Annotated in this window: 25 protein-coding genes; 16 read left to right on the forward strand and 9 right to left on the reverse strand. The window is 63.4% G+C overall.

Translation table 11 applies throughout. The features are described 5' to 3' along the window. Positions 1–84: 84 nt before the first annotated feature. The 8 genes from LB568_RS09935 (at position 85) to phoB (ending at position 10,386) form a co-directional block, all read left to right on the forward strand. The gene (locus LB568_RS09935; protein ID WP_013892649.1) at positions 85–321 is read left to right on the forward strand and encodes a hypothetical protein; all 237 of its coding nucleotides are present in this window, start codon (positions 85–87) and stop codon (positions 319–321) included. A 567-nt stretch (positions 322–888) separates the two neighbouring features. After that, on the forward strand, positions 889–4,656 hold the full coding sequence (locus LB568_RS09940; RefSeq protein WP_224729998.1) for a PAS domain-containing protein: 3,768 nt from the start codon (positions 889–891) through the stop codon (positions 4,654–4,656). Positions 4,657–5,187: 531 nt separating this feature from the next. Continuing rightward, positions 5,188–6,243 (forward strand): phosphate ABC transporter substrate-binding protein PstS, encoded by a 1,056-nt coding sequence (gene pstS, locus LB568_RS09945; protein ID WP_224729999.1) that lies wholly within the window; start codon positions 5,188–5,190, stop codon positions 6,241–6,243. Positions 6,244–6,310: 67 nt separating this feature from the next. Then, complete coding sequence (gene pstC / locus LB568_RS09950; RefSeq protein ID WP_013892652.1) at positions 6,311–7,294, forward strand: phosphate ABC transporter permease subunit PstC; 984 nt, start codon at positions 6,311–6,313, stop codon at positions 7,292–7,294. Positions 7,295–7,297: 3 nt separating this feature from the next. Next, positions 7,298–8,149: a phosphate ABC transporter permease PstA gene (gene pstA / locus LB568_RS09955; protein ID WP_013892653.1), complete on the forward strand. Its 852-nt coding sequence runs from the start codon at positions 7,298–7,300 to the stop codon at positions 8,147–8,149. Further along, positions 8,146–8,949, forward strand: a complete 804-nt coding sequence (gene pstB / locus LB568_RS09960) for a phosphate ABC transporter ATP-binding protein PstB (protein ID WP_013892654.1) — start codon at positions 8,146–8,148, stop codon at positions 8,947–8,949. Before pstA ends, pstB begins: the two co-directional genes overlap by 4 nt. Positions 8,950–8,972: 23 nt before the next feature. Beyond that, positions 8,973–9,680 (forward strand): phosphate signaling complex protein PhoU, encoded by a 708-nt coding sequence (phoU, locus tag LB568_RS09965; protein WP_010911897.1) that lies wholly within the window; start codon positions 8,973–8,975, stop codon positions 9,678–9,680. Between the two features lie 16 nt (positions 9,681–9,696). After that, entirely contained in the window at positions 9,697–10,386 is a 690-nt protein-coding gene (gene phoB / locus LB568_RS09970) for a phosphate regulon transcriptional regulator PhoB (RefSeq protein ID WP_010911896.1), read from the forward strand. A gap of 318 nt (positions 10,387–10,704) precedes the next feature. Here phoB and LB568_RS09975 read toward each other — a convergent pair whose 3' ends face one another. After that, complete coding sequence (locus LB568_RS09975; protein WP_224730000.1) at positions 10,705–11,949, reverse strand: ROK family protein; 1,245 nt, start codon at positions 11,947–11,949, stop codon at positions 10,705–10,707. A 270-nt stretch (positions 11,950–12,219) separates the two neighbouring features. Between LB568_RS09975 and xylF the strand changes: the two genes are divergently transcribed. From xylF to LB568_RS09995, 4 genes are all read left to right on the forward strand, one after another. Next, positions 12,220–13,260 (forward strand): D-xylose ABC transporter substrate-binding protein, encoded by a 1,041-nt coding sequence (xylF, locus tag LB568_RS09980; RefSeq protein WP_013892657.1) that lies wholly within the window; start codon positions 12,220–12,222, stop codon positions 13,258–13,260. Between the two features lie 143 nt (positions 13,261–13,403). Continuing rightward, positions 13,404–14,720 (forward strand): sugar ABC transporter permease, encoded by a 1,317-nt coding sequence (locus LB568_RS09985; protein ID WP_013892658.1) that lies wholly within the window; start codon positions 13,404–13,406, stop codon positions 14,718–14,720. Positions 14,721–14,735: 15 nt separating this feature from the next. Then, positions 14,736–15,548 (forward strand): ATP-binding cassette domain-containing protein, encoded by an 813-nt coding sequence (locus LB568_RS09990; RefSeq protein ID WP_013892659.1) that lies wholly within the window; start codon positions 14,736–14,738, stop codon positions 15,546–15,548. A 150-nt stretch (positions 15,549–15,698) separates the two neighbouring features. Continuing rightward, positions 15,699–17,339 carry a CHASE domain-containing protein gene (locus tag LB568_RS09995; RefSeq protein ID WP_224730001.1) on the forward strand — a complete coding sequence of 547 codons (1,641 nt, stop codon included), beginning with the start codon at positions 15,699–15,701 and terminating at the stop codon, positions 17,337–17,339. A 97-nt stretch (positions 17,340–17,436) separates the two neighbouring features. On the opposite strand, the gene LB568_RS10000 is transcribed toward LB568_RS09995, so the two are convergent. From LB568_RS10000 to LB568_RS10025, 6 genes are all read right to left on the reverse strand, one after another. Beyond that, entirely contained in the window at positions 17,437–17,682 is a 246-nt protein-coding gene (locus tag LB568_RS10000; protein ID WP_023763747.1) for a YMGG-like glycine zipper-containing protein, read from the reverse strand. A gap of 83 nt (positions 17,683–17,765) precedes the next feature. Further along, positions 17,766–18,092 (reverse strand): hypothetical protein, encoded by a 327-nt coding sequence (locus LB568_RS10005; protein WP_023776880.1) that lies wholly within the window; start codon positions 18,090–18,092, stop codon positions 17,766–17,768. A 134-nt stretch (positions 18,093–18,226) separates the two neighbouring features. After that, on the reverse strand, positions 18,227–18,403 hold the full coding sequence (locus LB568_RS10010; protein ID WP_013892663.1) for a hypothetical protein: 177 nt from the start codon (positions 18,401–18,403) through the stop codon (positions 18,227–18,229). 148 nt (positions 18,404–18,551) lie between these two features. Continuing rightward, positions 18,552–19,583 (reverse strand): sensor histidine kinase, encoded by a 1,032-nt coding sequence (locus tag LB568_RS10015; RefSeq protein WP_224730002.1) that lies wholly within the window; start codon positions 19,581–19,583, stop codon positions 18,552–18,554. 179 nt (positions 19,584–19,762) lie between these two features. Continuing rightward, positions 19,763–19,927, reverse strand: coding sequence for a DUF1328 domain-containing protein (locus LB568_RS10020; RefSeq protein WP_013892665.1), 165 nt, complete (start codon positions 19,925–19,927; stop codon positions 19,763–19,765). Between the two features lie 212 nt (positions 19,928–20,139). Then, positions 20,140–20,934 carry a response regulator gene (locus LB568_RS10025; protein WP_013892666.1) on the reverse strand — a complete coding sequence of 265 codons (795 nt, stop codon included), beginning with the start codon at positions 20,932–20,934 and terminating at the stop codon, positions 20,140–20,142. Between the two features lie 224 nt (positions 20,935–21,158). Here LB568_RS10025 and LB568_RS10030 point away from each other — a divergent pair, with 224 nt between their 5' ends. Together LB568_RS10030 and LB568_RS10035 are read left to right on the forward strand one after the other, a co-directional pair. Then, positions 21,159–21,362: a NepR family anti-sigma factor gene (locus LB568_RS10030; RefSeq protein WP_013892667.1), complete on the forward strand. Its 204-nt coding sequence runs from the start codon at positions 21,159–21,161 to the stop codon at positions 21,360–21,362. Positions 21,363–21,365: 3 nt separating this feature from the next. Next, the gene (locus LB568_RS10035; RefSeq protein ID WP_013892668.1) at positions 21,366–21,917 is read left to right on the forward strand and encodes a sigma-70 family RNA polymerase sigma factor; all 552 of its coding nucleotides are present in this window, start codon (positions 21,366–21,368) and stop codon (positions 21,915–21,917) included. Positions 21,918–21,959: 42 nt separating this feature from the next. On the opposite strand, the gene LB568_RS10040 is transcribed toward LB568_RS10035, so the two are convergent. Continuing rightward, a complete protein-coding gene (locus tag LB568_RS10040) occupies positions 21,960–22,409 on the reverse strand; it encodes a response regulator (protein ID WP_013892669.1) in 450 nt (149 codons plus the stop codon). A gap of 337 nt (positions 22,410–22,746) precedes the next feature. Between LB568_RS10040 and LB568_RS10045 the strand changes: the two genes are divergently transcribed. Both LB568_RS10045 and LB568_RS10050 read left to right on the forward strand, forming a co-directional pair. Next, positions 22,747–23,073, forward strand: coding sequence for a DUF883 family protein (locus tag LB568_RS10045; RefSeq protein WP_140573302.1), 327 nt, complete (start codon positions 22,747–22,749; stop codon positions 23,071–23,073). Between the two features lie 11 nt (positions 23,074–23,084). Further along, complete coding sequence (locus LB568_RS10050) at positions 23,085–23,570, forward strand: hypothetical protein (RefSeq protein WP_013892671.1); 486 nt, start codon at positions 23,085–23,087, stop codon at positions 23,568–23,570. Between the two features lie 28 nt (positions 23,571–23,598). On the opposite strand, the gene LB568_RS10055 is transcribed toward LB568_RS10050, so the two are convergent. Beyond that, complete coding sequence (locus LB568_RS10055; protein ID WP_140573300.1) at positions 23,599–25,131, reverse strand: sensor histidine kinase; 1,533 nt, start codon at positions 25,129–25,131, stop codon at positions 23,599–23,601. Positions 25,132–25,262: the final 131 nt, after the last annotated feature.

Here is a 25,262-nt window from a genome sequence, read left to right on the forward strand (position 1 = left end):
TGGCCGCGATCCTGGCCGCCGCGATCCGGCTGGAACAGGTGCCTGCTCCCAGCGTTGTGATCGACATCAGCCGGGAGCAACGCCATGGCCACGTTCAGGGAAATGCGGGTTCTGGAGATCCTCGAAGACGGCTCCTTGACCAAAGACGAGAAGATCGCCGAACTGCGCAAGATCGAATCCGAGGCGCGCGGGCTACAGCGGGCAGCGTCGGAGAGCCCGATGGGCAACGATGACGGCTGGCAAGACGATCTGCGCCAAGTTCGCCTAGCGCTCGACAAGCTCGGTGCAAAAGAACCCAAGAAGGGCGCGGCAACGCTATAGAAGCCCTGCCGGCAACAAGGCTCCAGCTTTAGTCGCAAACCATGCGAACGCGTTGGCCTGGCGCGCTTACATTCCTGCACGCCAGCTGCTTTTCCGGGCCGGAAGACGAGGGAGCCGGGGAGGAAAGCCTCCTTTGATGCCGTCTCTGCACGGCGGGCTTCACAACCCTGCGCTCGGAAAACCGTTCGGGCGACTGTGGTGGCGCCGGAAAGGCACCGTTGTCGACCTGCGACGGTCCGTAGTCGACATTGGGTGGCGGCCGGTCCCAGAAGCGCCTGGCATCGAGCGGCCGCGGGATGATGACCGTGCCGTCATAGCTGCGCGAACAGCCGCTGCCGAAAAGCAGCGCCACGCCCAGCAAAAAAGGCCCTATCCGTCCAGACATAAGCAACACCCCTGCGGGCGCTTATAACGCAGCGTTGGCCGACCCGGCAACCGCACGGAACAACGCAGCAACAACGGTCCGGTTGCTCGTTAAGGTTAGCGGATCGTTAATGCTTCTCGGGCACATTCCGCCGACGAACCGCGGAGGGAGGGTTCGGCCTTGATTTTCGGGGTGGGGACAGCATGGCGGAAGCGGACGAAGCAATCGGCGCGCGCGGCAAGCGCGAGCCCGGCAAGGCAGCAGTGCATGGCGGCGACGCCTTGCCACATACTGCCGATATGGATCGCGCCGAAGGGCTTCGCCAGCTTGTCGAAGCCGGCTCGGACTGGATCTGGGAGACCGATGCGGAGCTGCGCTTCTCCTGGCTTTCGCAGGGCTACCAGGCGGCGACGGGCATCGATCCGGCCGATGTGCTTGGCCGGTTCCGCTTCGATTTCCTCAACCAGGTCCTGAAGGGCAATCGCAGCGCGGCAGCGCATCTGGAAGATCTGCAGGCGCGCCGGCCGTTCCGCGACTTCGTCTATGAGCTGAAGGGCGGCGGCGCCGACTGCCGCTGGGTGCTGACGTCAGGCTTTCCACGCTTCGACAGCGAAGGAAAATTTGCCGGCTATCGTGGCATCGGCCGCAACATCACCGCGCTGGCCGCCGCCTTCGAGGAGATGGCGCCGAAACAGGACGAAGACGTTTCTTCGCAAAGTCTCGTCAACCTTCGCACGATGGTCGATTCGATGCCGATCGGCGTGGTCGTCCTCGGTGCCGACATGCGCGCGGAGGTGATCAACAGCGCCTTCCATGACTTCTGGAGGATCGATCCAAACCGCGCCGGGATCGGCTCCAGCTTCCGCGAGCTGATGGAAGCCAGCCGTGCCATAGATCCCTTCGGTGCCGACGAGACTGCCTGGCAGCGCCATGTCGCCGAGCGCGAAGCCGAGATCAGGGCCGGCGTCGCCGGCTCCAGGCAATTGCCGCACAATGACGGGCGCACGCTGGTGGCCTCACTGGCAACGCTGGCCGGTGGCAAGCGGCTCATTTCCTATGTCGATGTCACCGACATGAAGGGCCGCGAGACGGAAGCCGAGGATGCCCGCAAAAACCTTGCAACCGTGCTGGAATCGCTGCCGGCGGGCGTCATCATCTACGACCGAGACGACAAGTTCGTCTTCGCCAACCGCAAGCTGCAGGATTCGCTGCCGGCACTGAAGCCCTACTGGCAGCCCGGCCGCACTTTCCGCGAGGCGCTGGAGTTCGGCCACTCGGTCGGCTATTTCCGCTCGAGCGGCGATGCCGAGGTGGACAGCCTGTATGCGGTCGATACCGACCGCTGGCTCGACGGCATGCTGACGCGCTACCGTCTGTCAAATTCTTCCTACGAGCGTCTCAATGCGGACGGACGCTGGTACCAGGTCTACGACATGCGCACCGATGACGGCACGTTCATCGGCGTGCGCGTCGACATCAGCGACCTCAAGAGCCGCGAGGCCGCCTTGCGCGACTCGATGCGCCAGATCGATCTGTTCCGGCACGTCATGGACGAGCTGCCGGTGGCCGCCTTCATCAAGGCGCAGGACCTGAACATCGAATTCGTCAACAAGGCCTGGTGCGCGCTGACCGGCCTCGCCAAGGAAAATGTCATCGGCCGGACCGACCGGCAATTGTTCGGCGCCGAGGAAGCGGAAGGCTTCAGCCATGACGACGCCGATGTCGTGGCGACCGGCAATGTGCGCGAGGTCGAGGAGCCGATCACTCATCGCGACGGCACGGTGCGGCAGTTGATGACGCGCAAGAGCCGCCTGGTGGCCAGCGACGGCTCGGTGCACCTTGTCGGCTCCAGCACCGACATCACCGATGTCAAGGCGCGCGAGCGGGCGCTGGAAGAAAGCATGCGCGAGAACGAGGTGTTCCGCAGCCTGATCGACAACGTACCGGTGTCGATCTACGCCAAGCGCTCCGACCTCAGGCAGTTCTACGTCAACAAAGGCTGGTGCGATCTCACCGGTCTCGGCAAGGAAGAGGCGATCGGCAAGACCGACGTCGAGATCTTCGGGCCGGACGGCGAGGCCTTCGTCGCCGGCGACCTGGCCGTGCTGCGCACCGGCGAAACCCAGGAGATCGAGGAGACCGTGACGCTTGCCGATGGCAGCGTGCGCCACCAGTTCGCCCGAAAGGGCGCGATGATCGCGTCCGACGGTTCGCTCTATCTGATTGGATCAACCACCGACATCACCGAATTGAAGATGCGCGAGGCCGAATTGCGCGAGGCGCGCCAGCGTGCTGTGCTTGCCGACCGTGCCAAGTCGGAATTCCTCGCCAATATGAGCCATGAGATCCGCACGCCGATGAACGGCGTGCTGGGCATGGCCGAACTCCTGGCCAAATCCAATCTCGATCCGAAGCAGAAGACGTTCACCGACATCATCGTCAAATCCGGCAACGCGCTTTTGACCATCATCAACGACATCCTGGATTTCTCCAAGATCGATGCCGGCCAGTTGGTGCTCGATCCGGCGCCCTTCAATCTCGCGGAGGCGATCGAGGACGTCGCGACGCTGGTGTCGACACGCGCCAAGGAAAAAGATCTCGAACTTATCGTGCGCATCGAGCCGAGGCTCGGAAGCCTGTTCATCGGCGATGTCGGCCGCATCAGGCAGATCGTCACCAACCTGCTCGGCAACGCGGTGAAATTCACCGACGAAGGCCATGTGCTGGTCGACGTGACCGGCGAACGGATGCCGACCGGAACCAGGCTGACGATCTCGGTCACCGACACCGGGATCGGCATCCCCGAGGAAAAGCTGAAGCTGGTGTTCGAGAAGTTCAGCCAGGTCGACACCTCCTCGACAAGGCGGCACGAGGGCACCGGGCTTGGTCTCGCCATCACCTCGCGGCTGGTCGAGCTGATGGGCGGCAAAATCGGCGTCGAGAGCGCCGAGGGCAAGGGATCGACCTTCTGGTTCGAGGTGACGCTGCCCAGCGCCGAACAGCAGAACGGGCAGCGCATCATGCCGGTGGACGTGACCGGCGCTCGCGTGCTGATCGTCGACGACAATGCCGTGAACCGCGCCATCCTGACCGAGCAGATGACGTCGTGGACATTCGATTCCTGCGCGGCCGAAAGCGGTGCCGAGGGGCTCAAGGTGCTGATCGCCGCCGCGGCTTATGGCGTACCGGTCGACTGCGTCGTGCTCGACTACCAGATGCCTGGGATGAGCGGCGCCGAAATGGCGCGCATCGTGCGAAACACCGCCGGCCTCGCCAACACGCCGATCATCATGCTGACCTCGGTCGACCAGTCGCTTGCCAACACCAGCTACCGCGATCTCGGCATCGACGCACAGCTGATCAAGCCGGCGCGCTCGTCGGTGCTGCTGGAAACGCTGGTCGCGACCGTCCAGCGCCATCGCCACACCACGGTTGGCCACGCCGCCGAGCCATCGGCAGGCGAGGCGCCTAACGCGCCTCAGCGGCAATCATTGGCGCTGTCCGAGCAGCGCGCACAATTGCAGCCGCCGCCGGTTCGTCCCAGGCTGCCGGCCGTCGGCGGTGACGGACAGAGGCTTGATATCCTCGTGGCCGAGGACAATGAGGTGAACCAGATGGTCTTCACCCAGATCCTTGGCGAGACCGGCTACGGCTTCGAGATCGTCAGCAACGGCCGCAAGGCGCTCGACGCCTTCGGCAAGCTCAATCCGTGCATGATCCTGATGGACGTCTCGATGCCGGAGATGAGCGGTCTCGAAGCGACGGCCGCGATCCGCCGGCTGGAGGAAGAAACCGGCACGCATGTGCCGATCGTCGGCGTCACCGCGCATGCGCTCAAGGGCGATCGCGAACGATGCCTGGAAGCGGGCATGGACGACTATCTGCCAAAACCGATCAGCCCCAGGGCCCTCTTGGAGAAGGTCGAGCGCTGGGTCGGCGCCAGCCGCCAGGCGCAGCGCAACGCGGGATAGCACCGCGTCGCGGATTCGCGGCATCTGAAGAGGCAAGCCGAAGGAATCAGTGGGAGATTCCCTGCTACCCCCGCGTGCAATGACTATGGTGCGATCGCACCATATCAAAGGCTGTGCCTAGCCGGGACAATGGCGGCATCGAATTCCGCTCATCCAGTTACGGGCGGGAGCAGCGACCGCCGGCAAGGAACAGCGTCACTCTACCCCAACGGACCTGTTTTCGGCGATGGCCCGGCCACGACACGCTCTGGCCTCGAGCAACGCACTCCCGTCCGGATTTTCTTCACCTTTGAAAGCCCCGTCGAATCCGGCGGCGGCTGCGGTCGGCGGACGGCTCAAGCCCATGATTCCGGGGACAAACTCGGATCGGGCCGCGAACCAGCCGCGCCACCGCCTTTGCCGGCGCCGGCGACGCGTTACCGGGCTGACATGAAACTGTCATGCGACTGTTATAATCGAAGGCTATTGGCCTCAGCGGGCGCTGGCAAGAAATGGCGCCGAGAGACCATCTTCCGAACAGGAGCAGGCCACATGAGACATTTCATCCGCTCGGCGGCCGTTGCGATTGCAATGGCTGCGGCGTCCACCATCACCCTTTCCGCGGCAATGGCAGCTGACCTTTCAGGCGCCGGCTCGACCTTCATCTATCCGGTGTTCGCCAAGTGGGCCGACACCTACAAGAAAGACACCGGCATCGGCCTCAACTACCAGTCGATCGGTTCCGGCGGCGGCATCAAGCAGGTCATCGCCAAGACCGTGACCTTCGGCGCCACCGACAAGCCGATGTCCGATGCCGATCTGGAAAAGAACGGCCTCGTGCAGTTTCCGATGGTGATGGGCGGCATCGTGCCGATCGTCAACCTCTCCGGCGTCAAGCCGGGCGAACTCGTCCTCGACGGCAAGATGCTGGCCCAGATCTATCTCGGCGCCATCACCACCTGGGACGATGCCGCGATCAAAGCGCTGAACCCCACCCTCACCCTGCCGTCGACCGCCATCGCCGTCGTGCACCGCTCGGACGGCTCGGGCACCACCTTCAACTTCACCGACTATCTGGTGAAGCTCTCGCCCGACTGGAAGGACAAGGTCGGTTCGGACACGGCCGTCGAATGGCCGACCGGCGTCGGTGCCAAGGGCAGCGAAGGCGTTGCCAATACCGTCAAGCAGACCGACGGCGGCATCGGCTACGTCGAATACGCCTATGCCAAGCAGAACAACCTGTCCTACTCAAAGATGGTGAATGCAGCCGGCAAGGTTGTCGAGCCTTCGCTCGAATCCTTCGGCGCCGCCGCTTCGAATGCCGACTTCAAGACTGCCAAGAATTTCAACGTCATCATCACCAACGAGCCCGGCGACACCACCTGGCCGATCGCGGCTTCGACCTGGGTGCTGATCCACAAGGTTCCCGATGACGCGGCCGCCACCGGCGAAGCGCTAAAGTTCTTCGCCTGGGCCTACAAGGACGGCAAGGAAACCGCCAAGGCGCTCGACTATGTGTCGATCCCCGACAGCGTCGTCGACCTGATCAAGGCTTCGTGGAAGACCGACATCCAGGCCGACGGCAAGCCCGTCTACGCCGGCGAGTAACATCTTCTGGAGGAGCGCCGCGCCCGCGGCGCTCCTTTTCCTTCAACTCGAAAGAGCCGAGCTTGACATGAGTGCTGTCCAGGAAGCCTTGCCAGCCATTCGAGGTTCGCGCGACGCCATCGTCAGGCGGTTTGCGCTGACAGACGCGATCTTCCACGCAATGACCCGCGCCGCCGCGATATTGGTGCTGGTTCTGCTCGGCGGCGTCGCGATCTCGCTGTTTGCCGGCTCCTGGCAAGCCCTGTCGACCTTCGGCTTCTCGTTCCTGACCAGCGAAAGCTGGAATCCGGTGACGGAGAAATTCGGCGCGCTGGCGCCGATCTACGGCACCATCATCACCTCGGCAATCGCCATCCTGATCGCCGTGCCGCTCGGCATCGGCATCGCCATCTTCCTCACCGAGCTTTGCCCGCGCCCGCTGCGGCGCCCGATCGGCATGGCGGTGGAATTGCTGGCCGGCATTCCCTCGATCATCTACGGCATCTGGGGCCTGTTCGTGCTGGCGCCGTTCCTGCAGACCACGGTGCAGCCGTTCATCATCAGCGTGTTCCACGGTATCCCGGGCCTCGGCAGCCTGTTTGCCGGCCCGCCCTACGGCATCGGCCTGCTGACATCGTCGATGATCCTTGCCATCATGGTGCTGCCTTTCATCACCTCGATCACCAAGGACGTCTTCGACACGGTGCCTCCGGTGCTGAAGGAATCGGCCTACGGCATCGGCTGCACGACGTGGGAAGTGACCCGCCGCGTCGTCATTCCCTACACGCGGATCGGCATCATGGGCGGCGTCATGCTCGGCCTTGGCCGCGCGCTCGGCGAAACCATGGCGGTGACCTTCGTCATCGGCAACGCGCACCGCATCTCGACATCGCTGTTTGCGCCCGCAACGACGATCTCCGCGACCATCGCCAACGAATTCACCGAAGCGGTCGGCGATCTCTACACGTCTTCGCTGGTGGCGCTCGGCCTGATCCTGTTCGTCATCACTTTCCTGATCCTTGCCATCGCACGCTACATGCTGATGCGCATCGACGCCCGCACCGGAGCCTGACCGATGTCGACAGCCACGTCGCTTCACCAGAGCCGCAAGCGCAAGAATGGCGTGATGATGACGCTGTGCGTCGCCGCGGCCGGCATCGGCCTTGCCTGGCTGGCGCTCATTCTCGGCGCCCTGCTCTACAAGGGCCTGTCGGGCGTCAATCTTTCGGTCTTCACGGAAATGACCCCGCCGCCCGGCGATGCCGGCGGCCTGCTCAACGCCATCTACGGCAGCATCGTGATGACCGTCATCGGCATCATCGTCGGCACGCCGATCGGTGTGCTGGCCGGCACCTACATGGCCGAATACGGCCGCTTTTCGAAGCTCACCACCGTTGTGCGCTTCATCAACGATATCCTTCTGTCGGCGCCGTCGATCATCATCGGCCTGTTCGTCTACGAATTGATGGTTCGGCCGATGGGGCATTTCTCGGCGATGGCCGGCGCCGTCGCGCTGGCTATTCTGGTTATCCCCGTCGTCGTGCGCACCACCGAGGACATGCTCAATTTGGTGCCCAACGCCTTGCGCGAAGCCGGCACCGCGATCGGCGCGCCGCGCTGGGTGGTGATCCGCTCGGTCGCCTACCGCGCCGCGCTTTCCGGCATCGTCACCGGCATATTGCTGGCCATTGCCCGTATCTCCGGCGAGACGGCACCGCTGCTGTTCACCGCGCTCAACAACCAGTTCTGGTCGAGCAATCTCAACGCGCCGATGGCCAGCCTGCCTGTCACCATCTTCCAGTTCGCTCTCAGCCCCTACGAGGAATGGCAGCAACTGGCCTGGACCGGCGCACTCATCATTACATTGACGGTTCTCGCGCTCAGCATCTTTGCGCGCAGCCTGACCGGACGCAGAGAGGACAAATGAGCCAGATGTTGTCTCCAGACATGACGATCGCCGCCGAGGCAGCCGCCAAGGCAAAGATCGAGGTCAAGAACCTCAATTTCTACTACGGCCAGTCGAAGGCGCTGAAGGACATCACGCTGTCGCTGCCCGAACGCAGCGTCACCGCCTTCATCGGACCGTCGGGCTGCGGAAAGTCGACGCTGCTGCGCGTCTTCAACCGCATCTACGAGCTCTATCCCAGGCAGACAGCCGAGGGCCAGGTGCTGCTCGACGGCAAGAACGTTCTCGACCGTTCGCAGGACCTCAACCTCTTGCGCACCAAGATCGGCATGGTGTTCCAGAAGCCGACGCCGTTCCCGATGTCGATCTATGAGAACATCGCCTTCGGCGTCAGGCTCTACGAGAAGATCAGCAAGGCCGAGATGGACGGCCGCGTCGAGCAGGCGCTGAAGCGCGCGGCGCTCTGGACCGAGGTCAAGGACAAGCTCAATGCCAGCGGCCTCAGCCTTTCGGGCGGCCAGCAGCAGCGGCTCTGCATTGCCCGTACCGTGGCGGTGAAGCCGGAAGTCATCCTGCTCGACGAGCCGGCCTCGGCGCTCGATCCGCTGTCGACCGCCAAGATCGAGGAACTGATCGACGAATTGCAGGCCGACTACACGATCGTCATCGTCACCCACAACATGCAGCAGGCGGCGCGCGTGTCGAAGCAGACGGCCTTCATGTACCTGGGCGAACTGGTCGAGTTCGACAAGACGGAGAAGATCTTCACGTCGCCCCGCGAAAAGCGCACGCAGGACTACATCACCGGCCGCTTCGGCTGATCACGCATACGAGGACCAGGATCATGGCCGAACACACGGTTGCAGCCTTCGACGAAGATCTCGGACAGATCAGCAGGCTGATCAGCGACATGGGCGACCTCGCCGGCTCGATGGTCGGCGGTGCCACCAAGGCGCTGCTGAACTCCGACAATGCGCTCGCCCAACGCGTCGTCTCCGATGACGCGATCATGGACGCGCGCCAGCGCGAGCTGGACGACCGCGCCATCACGCTGATCGCCAAGCGCCAGCCGATGGCCGACGATCTGCGCCACGTCGTCGGCTCGATCCGCATGGCCGGCGATCTCGAACGCATCGGCGACCTTGCCAAGAACATCGCCAAGCGCGTCGGCACGGTCGGGCTCTCCGCCACGCCGCGCGACCTGTCGCACTCCATCGACGCGATGGCGCAGCTGGTGCTGATCCAGGTTCAAGGTGTCATCGAGGAATATGCGGCGCGCGATGCCGCCGCACTGGCCAAGCTGCGCGCCGACGACGAGCGTATCGACGTCAAATACACTTCGGTGTTCCGAGAACTGCTGACCTACATGATGGAAGATCCGCGCAACATCACCGCCTGCACGCATCTTCTGTTCTGTGCCAAGAACCTCGAACGCATCGGCGACCACGTGACCAACATCGCCGAGAATGCGTATTATGTGCTGACCGGCACGCAGCTGCCCGCCAATCGCCCGAAGCAGGACGAAACCGCGATGTCGGCGCCGGCGGCATAGCAGGGGTGACCAGCCGATGATCGCGCCACGCATCATGGTGGTGGAGGATGAGGAGCCGCTAGGGGTGCTGCTCCGCTACAATCTGGAATCGGAAGGCTACCAGGTCGAGGTGGTGACGCGCGGCGACGAGGCGGAGATCCGCCTGCAGGAGAACGTGCCCGACCTTCTGGTGCTCGACTGGATGGTGCCGGCGGTGTCCGGCATCGAACTCTGCCGGCGCCTGCGGATGCGGCCCGAGACCGAGCGGCTGCCGATCATCATGCTGACCGCGCGGGGCGAGGAGAGCGACCGCGTGCGCGGCCTGTCGACCGGCGCCGACGACTATCTGGTCAAGCCGTTCTCGACGCCGGAATTCATGGCACGCGTCAAGGCGCTGCTGCGCCGCGCCAAACCTGAAGTGCTGTCCAGCGTGCTCAAGGTCGGCGATATCGTGCTCGACCGCGAATCGCACCGCGTCTACCGCAAAAAGAGCGAGATCCGGCTCGGACCGACCGAGTTCCGCCTGCTCGAATTCATGATGCGCCATCCCGGCCGGGTGTTCTCGCGCAGCCAGTTGCTCGACAATGTCTGGGGCGAGACGATCTACATCGACGAGCGCACCGTCGACGTGCATGTCGGGCGGCTGCGCAAGGCGGTCAACAATGGCCGCATGCCGGATGTGATCCGCACGATTCGTGGGGCGGGCTACGCGATCCGGGAAGATTAGGTTCTTCGGCGCGGAAGGTTAGACAGTCGGATTTCGTGCTTAAGCCGGATCGCTTTACCTTGGCGATTCGCGAAAACGTCCATTGCTTCGTCATCCACGGGCGGAGCAAGGAGCGAAGCGACGCGGCGCAGACCCGAGGATCCATGCCGCGACTTCGAAGCGTTGCCTCGGTGCGGAATTCTGCTCCGCTGCACTCCGTGGCCAAGGTCGCGGCATGGATCCCAGGGTCTCCGCGACGGAGCTTCGCTCCTGCTCCGCCCAGGGATGACGAAGTCGTGAGGCTTTGTCCAACCCACGGGTGTTACGATGGCTTCGATTTCACGCCACGTTCTTCCCAGCGGCGCCCCCTCTCGCCTGCACGCCTGGCGCGAAAATTTCCTGGTCGACGAAGGTCAGAGCGCGCATGGCGCAGCCTTCGCGGATCAGCGGCAGTTCGTTCGGCTCGGTGTCGAAGGAGATCGATTCCGAGTGCTGGCCACCGGCGGTCCGGGCAATCGCCTCGCGCAAGGCCGGCTCGATCAGGTCGAAGGCGGCGGCGCTGACGCCGACCATGGCGACGGGGGCGGGATCGATCAGCGCGAACAGGCTGCCCAGGCCATAGCCGAGCGCCTCGCCGGCCTTGCGATAGGCCTGGCGCTCCGGGCCGTCCTTCTCGCGCGCCGAGGCCGCCAGCGTCCGCATGTCGGCGTCGCTGACGTCGACCGGTTCGGTGTCCTCGCCAAGCTGCCTCGCATTGCGCCAGATAGCATAGTTGCCGGCATAGGCCTCGACGCAGCCGCGCCGTCCGCAGCGGCAGAGCGCGCCGCCCGGCCGGTGGATCATGTGGCCGAACTCGCCGCCCGAGGAATGGGTGCCGGTGAACAGTTCGCCCTTCAGCACCAGGCCCATGCCGATGCCATGCGACAGCAGAATGGCGATGAAGTCGTCGCGGTAGCGCTCGGGATCGCGCCAGCGCAGCGCCACCGCCATCATGTTGCAGTCGTTTTCCATGGTGGCGGGGATGCCGAACTCGGCTTCGAATATGTCGGCGAAGGCGATGTCGGTCTGCGGCGTGATCGGCGACCACAGCATGGCGCGCGCCTCGGTGTCGGTGATGCCCTGGATGGCCAGTGCGATGCGGGCGACGCTGCGGACGTCGACGTCGGGATCGTCGATGCGGCGCCGCACGATGGCAACGCATTCGCCGATCAGCGCCTCGCGCGACATGGTCAGCGTGTCCAGCCGGCGCTGTTCCTCCGATATCACCTGGCCGGCATAGTCGATGACGGCGACCGACAGGAAATTCAGCGACAGCACCACGGTCATCACCGCCGCCGCCTCCGGGTTGAGTGTGAGGCCGACCTGCGGTCGGCCGCGTTTCAGCGACCCGGCCTCGCTCGGCTTGCCCTCGGTCAGGACGCCTTCGCCGATCAGGTCGGAGGAGATCGCCGAGATGGTCGAGTGGCTGAGGCCGGTGGTCGCGGCGATCTCGGTGCGCGAAGGCTGACCGGCACGGCGCACGGCCGCGATCACCATCGCGCGGTTGCGCCGGCGCAGATCGTCGTGGCGGATTCCGACCGACATGTTTCCCACATCCTCCCGATCGCCGCGGCCTTTCGTGCCTCCCGAACGCCGCCAGCGAAGCCACCAAATACTGGCAGAAGCGCCCCACGCTGTCATTATTTATTCCGGAGCTCGAAAAAAAGTCCGCGGCACCTCAAAATCCATCAGAATCATTGTTGACAGTGTTCCGGCGATGGACCAGTGTTTTTTCGAGGCTCGAAAAAATAGGGGCCTTTGTGCCGGCCTTAGGGCCAGTTTGGTCGCGCCATACGCGGCGCAGGGAGGAATATCATGAAGAAATTCACAGCCGCCATCCTGGCGGGTGTCGCCATGTCGCTGACGCTTGCGTCGGTCGCGCAGGCGAAGGACAAGGTCATCGGCGTTTCCTGGTCCAATTTCCAGGAAGAGCGCTGGAAGACCGACGAGGCCGCGATGAAAAAGGCGATCGAGGCCGCCGGCGACAAGTACATCTCCGCCGACGCGCAGTCCAATCCCGGCAAGCAGCTCACCGATGTCGAAAGCCTGATCTCGCAAGGCGCCAATTCGCTGATCATCCTGGCGCAGGATGCCTCGGCCATCGGCCCGGCGGTGCAGAAGGCGCTGGACGAAGGCATTCCGGTCGTCGGTTATGACCGCCTGATCGAGAACAAGGACGTCTTCTACCTGACCTTCGACAACAAGGAAGTCGGTCGCTTGCAGGCCAGCGCGGTGTTCAAGGCCAAGCCGGAAGGCAACTACGTCTTCATCAAGGGCTCGGGTGCCGATCCGAATGCCGACTTCCTGTTCTCGGGCTCGATGGAAGTGCTCAAGGAAGCCATCGACAGCGGCAAGATCAAGAATGTCGGCGAAGCCTATACGGACGGCTGGCTGCCCGCCAACGCCCAGAAGAACATGGAACAGTTCCTGACCGCCAACGACAACAAGGTCGACGCGGTGGTCGCGGCCAATGACGGCACCGCAGGCGGCGTCGTCGCGGCGCTGACGGCGCAAGGCCTTGCCGGCACCGTGCCGGTGTCCGGCCAGGACGGCGACCATGCGGCACTCAACCGCATCGCGCTCGGCACCCAGACCGTGTCGGTGTGGAAGGACGCGCGCGAACTCGGCAAGAATGCCGCCGAGATCGCCTCGCAGCTGGCCGACGGCAAGAAGATGGCAGACATCGCCGGTGCGAAGGACTTCACGACGCCTGGCGGCAACACCGTCAAGTCGCTGTTCCTGACACCGGTTGCGATCACCAAGGACAATCTCAACGTGGTCATCGACGCCGGCTGGATCAAGAAGGACGAGGTCTGTGCAGGCGTCGCCGCCGGCAGCGTCGCGGCCTGCAACTGATCTCGAAGACGTCAGACAATGAAGCGCCGCGGCTGTCAGGCCGCGGCGTTTTTTCAGGAAGATTTGTGTTTCCGCCGCGGGCGGGTAACTTCCAGGCTCTATTCCGGCATCCGCGTCAGACGGCAAGCCGGCGGGAGGATTTCATGACCGACACGACCTCAAATGCACCGGCCGACACCGCGCGGGCATCGGAACTTGGCGCGGTCGCCCGGTTTCTGAAGGCAACCGAACTCGACACACGCATGCTTGGCATGGTCGGTGCGCTGCTGGTCATCTGGATCGGCATTCACATCCTGTCGGGCGGACTTTTCCTGACGCCGCGCAATCTCTGGAACCTGTCGGTGCAGACGTCCTCGGTCGCGATCATGGCGACCGGCATGGTGCTGGTCATCGTCATGCGTAACATCGACCTTTCGGTTGGCTCCGTCGAAGGTGTGATCGGCATGATCATGGGCGTGGCGCAAGCCGAATTCCTCATTCGCGTCATCGGCTTCCAGCTTGGAAACCCCTGGCTCTGGATCATTGCACTGGCCGCCGGTGTGGTGCTCGGTCTCCTGATCGGTGCGTTCCAGGGCTTCATCATCGCCTACCTCGAAGTTCCCGCCTTTATCGTGACATTGGGCGGCCTGCTGGTCTGGCGCGGCATGGCATGGCTCATCACCAACGGGCGCACGGTCGCGCCGCTCGACGCCACATTCCAGCTGATGGGGGGCGGACCGAGGGGCTCGATCGGCGCCACCGCCAGCTGGATCATAGGCGCCGTTGCTTGCGCGGCTGTCGCTTTCGCGCTGCTCAACGGTCGATCGCAGCGCAAACGGTTCAACTTTCCGCTGCGTCCGGTCTGGGCGGAAACCTTTCTCGGCGTAGTCGCCTGCGCTGCCATCCTTGGCGCGGTGTGGATCGCCAATTCCTATCCGTGGCCAATCGGCATCGTACGCCAGTACGCTCAGCAGAACGGCATCGCCATTCCCGAAAATGGACTGTTCATCGCCCACGGCATCGCCATACCGGTGCTGATGGCGGTCGCGGTCGGCATCGTCATGACGTTCATCACCAAGCGCACCCGTTTCGGCCGCTACGTCTTTGCCATCGGCGGCAATCCGGAGGCTGCCAATCTCGCCGGCATCAACACCCGCTGGGTGACGATGAAGGTGTTCATGATCATGGGCGTGCTGGCCGCGATCAGCGCTGCGATCTCGTCGGCCCGTCTTAACGCGTCGACCAATGCGCTGGGCACGCTGGACGAGCTTTTGGTGATTGCCGCCGCCGTTATCGGCGGCACTTCGCTTGCCGGCGGCTCCGGAACGGTGCTCGGCGCCATGCTTGGCGCGCTGCTGATGCAGTCGTTGCAGTCCGGCATGGTGCTGCTCGGTATCGACTCACCGCTGCAGAGCATCGTCGTCGGCGCCGTGCTCGTCGTCGCGGTCTGGCTCGATACCGTCTACCGCAAGCGGGTCTAGGGAAGGAGAACCATCATGGCCGACAACACCGCTCCCGCATCTGCTCCCGCCGGCACGTCGCTGGTCGACATGCGCAACATCTCGATCGCCTTTGGCGGCATCCGTGCCGTCGACGACGCCTCGATCGATCTTTTCCCCGGCGAGGTCGTGGCGCTGCTCGGCCACAATGGCGCGGGCAAGTCGACGCTGATCAAGATCCTGTCCGGCGCCTACAAGCGCGATGCCGGCCAGATCTTCGTCAATGGCGAGGAAGCGGCGATCTCCAACCCGCGCGACGCCAAGAAATACGGCATCGAGACGATCTACCAGACGCTGGCGCTGGCCGACAATGTCGACGCCGCCGCCAACCTCTTCCTCGGCCGCGAGCTGATGACCGCCTGGGGCACGCTCGACGACGTCGCCATGGAGGCCGAGGCGCGCAAGGTGATGGGGCGGCTCAATCCCCGCTTCCAGCGCTTCAAGGAGCCGGTGATCAAGCTGTCTGGCGGACAGCGGCAGTCGGTGGCGATCGCGCGCGCGATCCTGTTCAACGCCCGCATTCTGATCATGGACGAGCCGACCGCCGCACTCGGTCCACAGGAAACGGCACAGGTCGGCGAACTGGTGAGGCAGCTCAAGTCGGATGGCATCGGCATCTTCCTGATCAGCCACGACATCCATGATGTGTTCGAACTGGCCGACCGGGTCTGCGTGATGAAGAACGGCCAGGTCGTCGGCACCGCGCGCACCACCGACGTGACGCAGGACGAGGTGCTCGGCATGATCATCCTGGGTAAATGTCCTCCGGGAGCCATTCCGGGGCCGGGCGCGCTGAAGATCGCCGCCTGAGGCGTTTTGTCGGTCCGGCATCGGCCGATCGGGCACGGCCGGTTGCCGTTCACGTGATGTACCAGCGATCACGATGGCTTGGCCTTGCCATTGTGTTGACCCGGCGACTTGCCCATAAAGGTCCGATATCGCTCATGGATCGCATCACCATTGAAGAAACTTTTTCCAATCGTCGCGTTCGTCGCCGTCGCGCTGATCAGCATGACCATGGCGGGGTTCGCCTATTTCGCGACGCAGGAAGCCGCCCGCATCAAGTTCGAAGGGGCGGCCGACGATGCGCTCAACCGAATCGAGAGCCGTATCGACCTGCATCTGTCGCTGCTGCGCTCCACGCAGGCTCTGTTCGACGCCCGTAACGGCGACATATCGCAGAATGAGTTCAAGGCATTCTTCAACGCGCTGGATATCAAGGACAATTTCGCCGGCCTGCGCGGGATCGGGTTCCTCCAACTCGTCAAGACGGGCGACGAGGCGGCGGTCGAACGCGATATCCTCCACGATTTCGGTGCCAGCCATCCGGTCTATCCGGATACGACGCAGCCCTGGCGCGCGCCTATCACTCTGTTCGAGCCGCTGGATCCGTCCAACCAGGCGAGCATCGGCTACGATATGTTCAGCGAGCCGGTTCGGCGCGCGGCGATCGAAAAGGCAATGGCGGACGACCAGCAGCACGCGAGCGGGCTGGTGCAACTCGGCCAAGGCACCGGCGCTGCGCAGACCTTCACCGGCTTCCTGGTCTTCGTGCGGCTCAACGTCGAAACCGCGCCCGAGGTCATCAACGCATCGCGATCCTCGACCGCGGGCTTTCTCTACGCGTCCTTCCGGGCCCGCGACCTGTTCCAGATCGCGCTCAGCCGCACGCCGCTGCTGCCGGTCAACACCGAGATCTATGACGGCGCGGCGAACGGCGACAATCTGTTGTTTCGGTCGGAGACGCCACCGGCTTCGTCGTTTGGCGATGGGCTACTGGTCACCCGCAAGATCATGGTGGCAGGCCGTCCGTGGACCATATTGTTCAGGCCGACCAGCGCCTTTTCGCAACCGTCGTCGCGCGCCATCCCGGTGATGCTGGGGCTGTTCGGCCTGCTCGCGGCGGGCGCCATCGCGCTGGTGGCGCGCTATCAGGAACGGGCTTACGAGGCGGCATCACGTCTGCACGAGACGACCGAAAAGAGCCTGCTCGAAAAGGACCTGATGCTGCAGGAGATGAAGCATCGCATCAAGAATTCGATCACCAGGGTGCTGGCGATCGCGCGACAGACGGCGTCGCGGGCGACCGACGTCAACGAGTTTTCCGCATCCTTCTCGGCCAGGCTGCAGGCGATGGCGGCTTCCCAGGACATGCTGACGCGCTCGCGCTGGCAGAAGGCGGATCTCGCCGATCTGCTGCGCATCGAGCTTGGCCAGGTGTTCGGCAAGGAACTGCCCGAGGGGCTGCTGTCAGGGCCGGAGGTACTGCTCGACGAGACGACGACGCAGTCGCTTGGCCTGACCTTCCATGAACTGGCGACCAACGCGCTGAAATATGGCGAAGCCGGCAATTCCGCCAATTCGCTTGGGAGTGACTGGGCGCTCAAGGTGGACTGGTCGCTGGAAGGGCGTGGGCGCGAGCGGACGCTGGCGCTGAACTGGCGGGAGGCCGGGAAAAAGAAAGTCGAGGCGCCGTCCGAAACCGGATTCGGCACCAAGCTGATCGACCTCAACGTCACGCGCGAACTGCGTGGCACGATCAAACGCGATTTTCAGGCCGATGGTCTGAAGGTGGAGATCAGAATTCCGTTGGTCGGCTGAGGTTCAGCCTGTCAGCAGGGACAGCCACAGATTGCCGGTCATAAAAAAAATCCGGAGGCCGGACACGGCCTCCGGATTTGCATTCCATTATCGCGGATTAGTTGCAGCGTGCCGTGTAGATGCGGCCATGGCGGTCGCGATACTGGCAGTAGCCGTTCTGCAGCTTGCGCACCAGCAGACCGGAACCGGCGCCGACGGCCGCACCAATCAGCGCGCCCTTGCCACCGCCGACCAAGCCGCCGATGCCGGCGCCGATCAAGCCGCCGCCAACCACGTCCTGCTCGGTGGAGGTGCAGCCGCTTAGAGCAGCCACCGCAACCATGGCAATAATCATCTTCCGCATTGAGTCACTCCTCACTTTGTGTCCACACTTTGGTAAGCACCAGCAGCCATTTAGCATGAAACAACGGGCTTTGCTGCTCCAATTTATTGTTGGCTAAGGTCGCCTTTTTCTGGGCGCGCCGCGTTCGATGCCACGACGAGGCTGGATATCGCCAGCGAGGCGTCGAGACTGCCATCGGTATGCACATTCCAGACGATCCGATCATAGTCATCCTCGAGAGCGGGATCGACGGCGAGGCACTTGGCGACGACATGTTGCGCCTGCCCCCGCACATCGCCCACGGCGAAGGGACGCTCGGCGGTGCATTCGTCGGCGGTCGCAAAGACGCTGACCGGAACCTGCAGCTCATGACAATCGGCCATCGAGTTGGTGCAACCGATGACCAGCAACAGTGCAGCGATGTGTTCCATGGCGAACCCTCTCGCCATAATAACGGTCCAGATCGGCCAAAAGTTCCTGGTTCCTGGGGGTGGCTAGCGAATAATGGCTGTCGCGAGCAGCTAACATCACGTCCCCGTTGCCGGCGGGGCAGGACGGATCGCAGTCAGGTCAGCCTGAACACGGTGACCAGGAGAATTGTCGCGGCCGCGGCCAGGACCACACCCCAAAGCAGACCGTGATGAGGCGGGGAAAGCGGTTCCGCGGATGCTTCGGGATCCTGGAATTCGCCCATCGAAACACGGGCGGCCTGTTCCAGTCTGTTCATGTCGGAGACGGTCAAGCATTCCTCCCAATACCTTGTTGCAACCCAAGCAAGTTGCAGCAGTATCTGGGTAAAACAGCATCCGCCCTTATGGTGAACAGCCGGTTAATGGTGAACAGCCGGTTAAGGATCTCCGGCCGCCGCGCGCTCCCGGCCACCGCGCTCATTATGTCTCGAAATTGCTATGCGGAACGACAAGGCGGTATTCGAGGTGGCCATCCACGATATCGAGGTTCGCGGTTCCATTCAGGGACGTGGGCACCACCCGCTCCAGCGCGACGCTGCCGAAACGCTTTTGACTGCCTCGGCCGCCATTGGTTCCGATGGCTTCGGCCCATGTCAGCGACAGGACGACCTCACCGGCGGCTGCGGTGTTGAGATCGGCGCTCACCTCGACGAAACCATCCGGCCGGGACAGGGCGCCATAGCTGACCGAGTTGACGGCGAGTTCATGCATCGCGAGGCCAATATGCAGTGCGGCGTTGGGATTGAGGTAGGGATTGGCGCCTCGGAAGCGAAGGCTGTGCGATGTGCTCGTGCCATAGCGGCCGACCTGGCTGGCCACCAGTTCATGGAGGGCCGCGCCGCGCCAGTTGGAAGAAGTCACCAGGTCTTGGGAGGACGCCAGCGACTGCAGTCGGCCACGAAAACGGGTCAGGAAATCGCTGATGCTGTCGGAATAGCGGCCGGTCTGGGTCGCTATGCTCTGGATGATCGCCAGCAGGTTCTTCGAGCGGTGGCTGACTTCGCGCAACAGCGTCGTCAATGTCTGTTCGCGGCGCTTCTGCTCGGTCGTCTCGACCATTGTGGTGACCACGCCTTGCACATCGCCGCCGTCGCCATGGTCGGCATCGACCCAAACCTGGAACCAGCGGATGCCATCTTCGCCCGGAACACTGATCTCAAGCCGCTCCGGATTGCCGGTCGCGACCACATCGCCCTTTGCGGCGCGGATGCGGTCGGCCTGCGCTGTCGGCAAGATGCCATTGCCGTCGGCGTTATCGGAGACCCAGGGCGCACGCATGTTGCGGGCCCATACGGTCTTCATCTCGCGATCCTGATAGAGGACGGAAATGCCGGCATTGTGCAGCGCGTGGAGAAGCGCCCGGCCAAGCTGCATGCCGCTTTCCGCCGGATGCAGCGCGATGACTTCGTCACTCCCCGCGCCTTCCGTCCTATCTGAAGTCTTGGAGCGCATCGGTCAATCTGTCCACCCCTGCTAGGCTGAACGGTTCCCTGGCAAATGGGTTCCCAAGGAAAAACCAGCTTCCAAATAGCGGTCCGCCGGACGGCGTCCGTTTGAGGGACACCGCCCGGCGGTGGCTGGAAACCGTTTGAGGGGTGCGGCTTCCAGTGTTCGCCTGAATGAAGGTCGCCTCATGCTCGCCTGAACAAACCGGCAAGAAGCGAGATGATCAGGAAGGCGAGAAAGACGAAGAACAATATCTGCGCTATGCCAGCAGACGTGCCGGCGATGCCGCCGAAACCAAGCGCGCCGGCTATGATGGCCACGACGAGAAATACGAGCGCCCAGTAAAGCATGGTTCATCTCCTTCCGAATGGTGCGAGCAAAACGTGGGTGGTTGCGGTTTGTTCCACCATTTGCTGAAAAAGACGACGCTTGCAAACGGTTCGGGGGAAATCGCTGATGAGGGAACCCCGGCTTTGCAAAAGGGCCGCCAGATGCGTCGCATCTGGCGGCCCTTGCCGTGAAGTCCTGCTATCGGTCGGATATTGCGGCCAGACGGCCGGGCCTATGCGGCGGCCTTGGCCTGACGGTCGAAGAACAGCGCCTGGCTGATCAGCGCCTTGACCATGTCGGGGTTGAACGGTTTGGTCACCAGGAAAGCTGGCTCGGGGCGCTCGCCGGTCAGGAGGCGCTCGGGAAAGGCAGTGATGAAGATGACCGGCACCGACGTTGATGACAGGATCTCGTTGACCGCTTCGATACCCGAACTGCCGTCGGCGAGCTGAATGTCGGCCAGCACCATCTTCGGCCGTGTCTTGCCGAACATCGTCACCGCTTCGGCATGGGTGCGCGCCGTTCCCACGACGCGATGGCCGAGGCTCTCGACCATCTCCTCTATGTCCATGGCGATCAACGGTTCGTCCTCGATGATCAGCACATCGGTTGCCACCTGGCGAGAGATCTCATTGCTCGCCTGGGCAAGCAGCTCGGAGAATTCCTGGTCGCCGACGTCGAGGATCTCGGCCGCCTCGTCCTCGCTGAAGCCTTCGACGGCGACCAGCAGGAAGGCCTGCCGGGGAAGCGGAGCGATCGCATTGAGATTGGCGGCTGCGCGCTGCTCCCATGCCGATTGTGCCTGCTCCTGCGGAACACGGATGGCGACCGACGTGAACAGTTTGGCGAAAACCTTGTAGAGGGCGATACGGTCGCTCGATGCTTCGGGAAAGATATCGACATCGGCAATGATGGCCTCGAGCATCGCGGCGACCAGCGCATCTCCGCTCTCCTGGGATCCGGAAACGGCGCGCGAGAAGCGGCGCAGGAACGGCAGGTGCGGGGCGATGGTGGCGGATAAACTCATGGTAGGACGTCTCCCTCAGAATGACGCGATTGCCTGGATTTGCAGGTCAAGCTGATTGCAAGCCCAGTTAACATAACGCGGGCCCTCCGAAAAAGTTCCGACGCAAATGGAACGAATGGGCGCGAACGGCGTTGGGGGTTGGGATGGGCGACCAGACGAGGATGCCGCTTGCCTTGTGTCGAGTTGAATTCAAGCGGCTTTCGTGCTGGGAATATAAGGGCGAAATGAAGGATATGACCAAAGAAATTTTGACTGGCGCCGCGGGCAGGCGCCGGAACGGTTCGGGCGACCCGCTCGGGCCGAACTCCGAAATCGGACGCAAACTCAAGCAGTATTACGACGAGCTGGTCTCCGACGATGTGCCGGATCGCTTTGCCCAGTTGCTCAGGCAACTGGAACGGACCGAACCCGCGCAGAAGAAGGACTGAGGCATGGCAGCGGTCTCCCAGGGCTTCAAGACCGATTTGCTTGGGGCGATCCCAAGCTTGCGGGCCTTTGCCGTGTCGTTGACGCAGAATGCCGACAAGGCCGACGACCTCGTTCAGGAGACGCTGGTCAAGGCGTGGGACAAGCATGAGAGCTTCCAGCCCGGCACCAATCTCAAGGCATGGCTTTTCACCATCCTGCGCAATGAATTCTATTCGCAAATGCGCAAGCGCGGCCGCGAGGTGCAGGACAGCGACGGCATCATGACGGCCAGGCTTGCGGTGCATCCGGCCCAGCACGGCCAACTGGACCTCAAGGATTTTCGTGGCGCTCTCGAGCAATTGCCGGAAGACCAGCGTGAGGCCATCATCCTCATCGGTGCTTCGGGCTTCTCCTACGAGGAGGCCGCCGAAATCTGCGGTTGCGCGGTCGGAACGATCAAGAGCCGGGTCAGCAGGGCCCGCACGCGCCTGCAGGAAATCCTGAAGATCTCCGGTGAAGACGAATATGGTCCCGATGCGATCTCGACCCAGGTCACAGGGACGGCAGCACATTGAAGCATGCCTAGTAGCAGGAACCCGGATGCTGCCGCGTCGGTCTCAATCAGGCGAGGCACGTCCGTAGGCCAGCGCCACCGCTTCGACCAGATCTTCGCCTGAATAGGGTTTGGTGACCAGCCTCACCCCTGGAAACGTTGCCTTGATCTCGTCCGCATCCGAATAGCCGGAGGCAAACACGAAGGGGACGCCTGTTTCACGCAGGCCCGCGGCGAATTCGAGCGTCGAAGTGCCGCCCAGCATCAGATCGACGATGGCCGCGTCGAATTGCGTTGCGACCTTTCGGCCATCGACCTCGGTCAGGTCGCGGGCAATCACCACCTCGCCTGCACCGTGGTCACGGCAAAGCTGCTCGACATCCATGGCTATGAGGAACTCGTCCTCCAAGACAAGAATGCGCAATCCATCAAGTAACGGGGGCACGGGCAATGGCTCCTTGAAACGGTGGGAGTCATGATGGTTATTTGGGCCGTTGTCATTTAAAAAAGACATGCCGCCGCTCGTCTAACAGAGACATCCCGCCGCTCGTCGGAACTTCGATCCCGGCAAAGCGTTTCAAATCTTGCCTGCCGCCCGGCGGGCGCTCGAGGAGGGGGGTCGAAATGCCAAGCCAGAATGGGCGCTTTTCAGCTGATGGATCGCAAGCTGGTCGTCTGGCGCGACGGCGGTTGCGAGGCGCTAAAGCAGCTCGGGAGGGCCGCCGAGTTCTGACGCAATGCATCTTGCCAGATCGGGTGCGCGCGGGCAGCTTTCCAGGTAGTTTGGACCGATGCCGGAACGTTAAGCCGCACGGCGCGTTTGAAATCGAGCAATCACAAGGAGTTAAGCAATGGCAGCTGCCGCAGGAAAGACCGCCAACGAGGCGCGGGCGAATTCGGACCTCGAGGCCGATATCAGGCAGTTGAAGGCCGATATCGACAAGCTTACCAAACAGTTGGCCAAGACCGGTGAACACGGCTACGGCACCGCGCGTCGTGCGGCGGCCGAAGGTGTCGAGCAGTTGCGGGCCCAGGGTGAAGCGGCTTTCGATAGCCTGCGCGGCAACGCCAGGGATATCGAGGCGCAGATGGTGGCGAGCGTACGCGAAAAGCCTGTGACGTCACTGGCAATCGCCGCCGGTGTCGGCTTCCTCTTCGCGCTGCTCGCGCGTCGCTAGTCACGCCGCAGATGGGACTGCTGGCATCGCTGCTTTCGGGTTTCGCCTCGGGTGAAACTTTGGCCGCCGTGCGCCGCGCGCGCACGGCGGCCATCGTCTATGCGCTCGCCGCTCTGGCGGCATTGTGCGGTCTCGGCTTTCTGGTGGGGGCCGCCTATATCTGGGCGGCCGCCCGCTATGGATCGCTGGCGGCGGCGCTCGGTTTCGGTGTCGGCTTTCTGGTGGTCGCGGGCCTCGTTCTCCTGATCCATCGGTTGATGTCCGGCGCTCGCGCTCGCCGCGAGGCAAAGCGGCGCAAAACCGACATGAAGGCGATCGGCGTCACGGCCGCACTGGCCCTGCTGCCGACGTTGCTCAAGGGGACAGGGGGACTCAAGGGGAAAGGCGGCCTCGGGATCATTCTGGGCCCGGCCGTGGCGCTCGCGGCCTATGCCATTTACCGCGAGAACTCCAAACCCGGCGCTGACCATCCGGATGATGCCGGCGAGGGGAAATAACGTCGCCGCTTCGGCCCGGATGGGTCCGTCATTTCGACAGGTCTTCCAGGGGCATCGATATTTCGGCGAATACGCCCTCCTGACGGAATTCATGGGTCACTTCGCTTGAAAGGACCTTGGCTAGGCTGCGCCGGATGAGGATCGAGCCAAATCCATGGCGCTGGGGCGGAGCAACCTGCGGGCCGCCGGTTTCGCGCCAGGTCAGTACCAGGCGACGGTCGCTCTTCCTGCCTTGCGCCTTCCAACCGAGATCGACCTTGCCCGACGCAACCGACAGCGATCCATATTGCAATGCGTTGCTGGCCAATTCGTGCAGGATAAGGCCGAGACCGACGGCCTGATCGGGCGACAGCAGCAGGTCGGCGCCGGAAATCGTCATGCGCGCCTGGCCGGCTGTGTCAAAGGGTCCGGTCTCGATCTGGACGAGTTCGCGGATGCCGATGCCGCGCCACTCTCGGTCGGACAAGAGATTGTGCGCGATGCCCAGGGCCTGAAGCCGGGCACCGAAGGCCTCCAGGAATTCGCTCGGCTGGCGGGCATGACGCACGGTCTGCGTCGCCAGCGCCTGGACGGTCGCCAGCGTGTTCTTGACGCGATGGTTAAGTTCGCGCAGCAACAGCCGCTGCCGTTCGTCGCCGAGCTTGCGTTCGGAGATGTCGTAGTTGACGCCGAAGATCAGCGTCGGCTTGCCCTCGCCGTCGCGTTCGATGACACGGCCACGCGTCGCGACCCAACGCGGCGGATGGAAGCCCTTCACGCGATATTCGCCGAAGTAGTCGTCACTGCCGGTCAAGGCGTCGCGAAAGCGGGTCTCGGTCTGGTAGACGTCGCGGGGATCGATGGCGGTGAGGATATCGCGGGCCCGCAGCCGGGTCGAGCGCGGCAGGTTGAAAAGTTCCGACAGCCGGACATCGCATTCGATGATATCGGTGCGGATGTCCCATGCCCAACTGGCAAGCGAGGCGGCATCGAGCGCGATGGCGCGGCGTTTTTCCTCGCGCGCCAGTGCGGCCTCGGCGATAGCGCCGCTGCGGGTTGCGTCCTTCAGGGTGAACAGGCTGGCGGCGAGGCCGGCGAGCGTCTTCAACTGGTCGAGCGTGGCAGGGGACGGATAGGCGTGCGGCTTGCGGTCGAGGACGCATAGCGTGCCGATCCTTGCGCCGGCCACCAGCATCGGCGCGCCGGCATAGAAGCGCACATGGTGCTTGCCCGTGACCAGCGGGTTGGTTTTGAAGCGTGGATCCGTCGTTGCGTCCGTCACCACCATGGGTTCGTCGCCGGCGGCGATGGCGTGGGCGCAGAAGGAGATGTCGGTCGTCGTTTCGGTCTCGTCCAGGCCAAAGCAGGACTTGAACCATTGCCGCTCGATATCGACGAGTGTGACCAGGGCGATCGGCGCTCGCATGACGGTCGCAGCAAGGCTGCTGATGCGGTCGAAGTCCAGGTCCGCGGCCGTATCCAGCATCTCCAGCCCGTGCAGCACGGCCAGACGGCTTTCCTCCCTCACCGCGCGCGCAACCGCGGCCGGCAGAACCGGCACTGTTTCCACCTTGCTATCCACCCAAGTCCCCAAAGCCCAGCCCCGGTCTTTGCCGCTTCGCCGGCCTGCGGCCGATCGGCTCGTCTCGGAACCATCCTAGCAAGGAACCGTTACCGAGAACGTCAACAGGCGCGGAACGAAACAAGGACCGG

Source organism: Mesorhizobium sp. B263B2A (genome assembly GCF_020165775.1).
GTDB lineage: Bacteria > Pseudomonadota > Alphaproteobacteria > Rhizobiales > Rhizobiaceae > Mesorhizobium > Mesorhizobium opportunistum.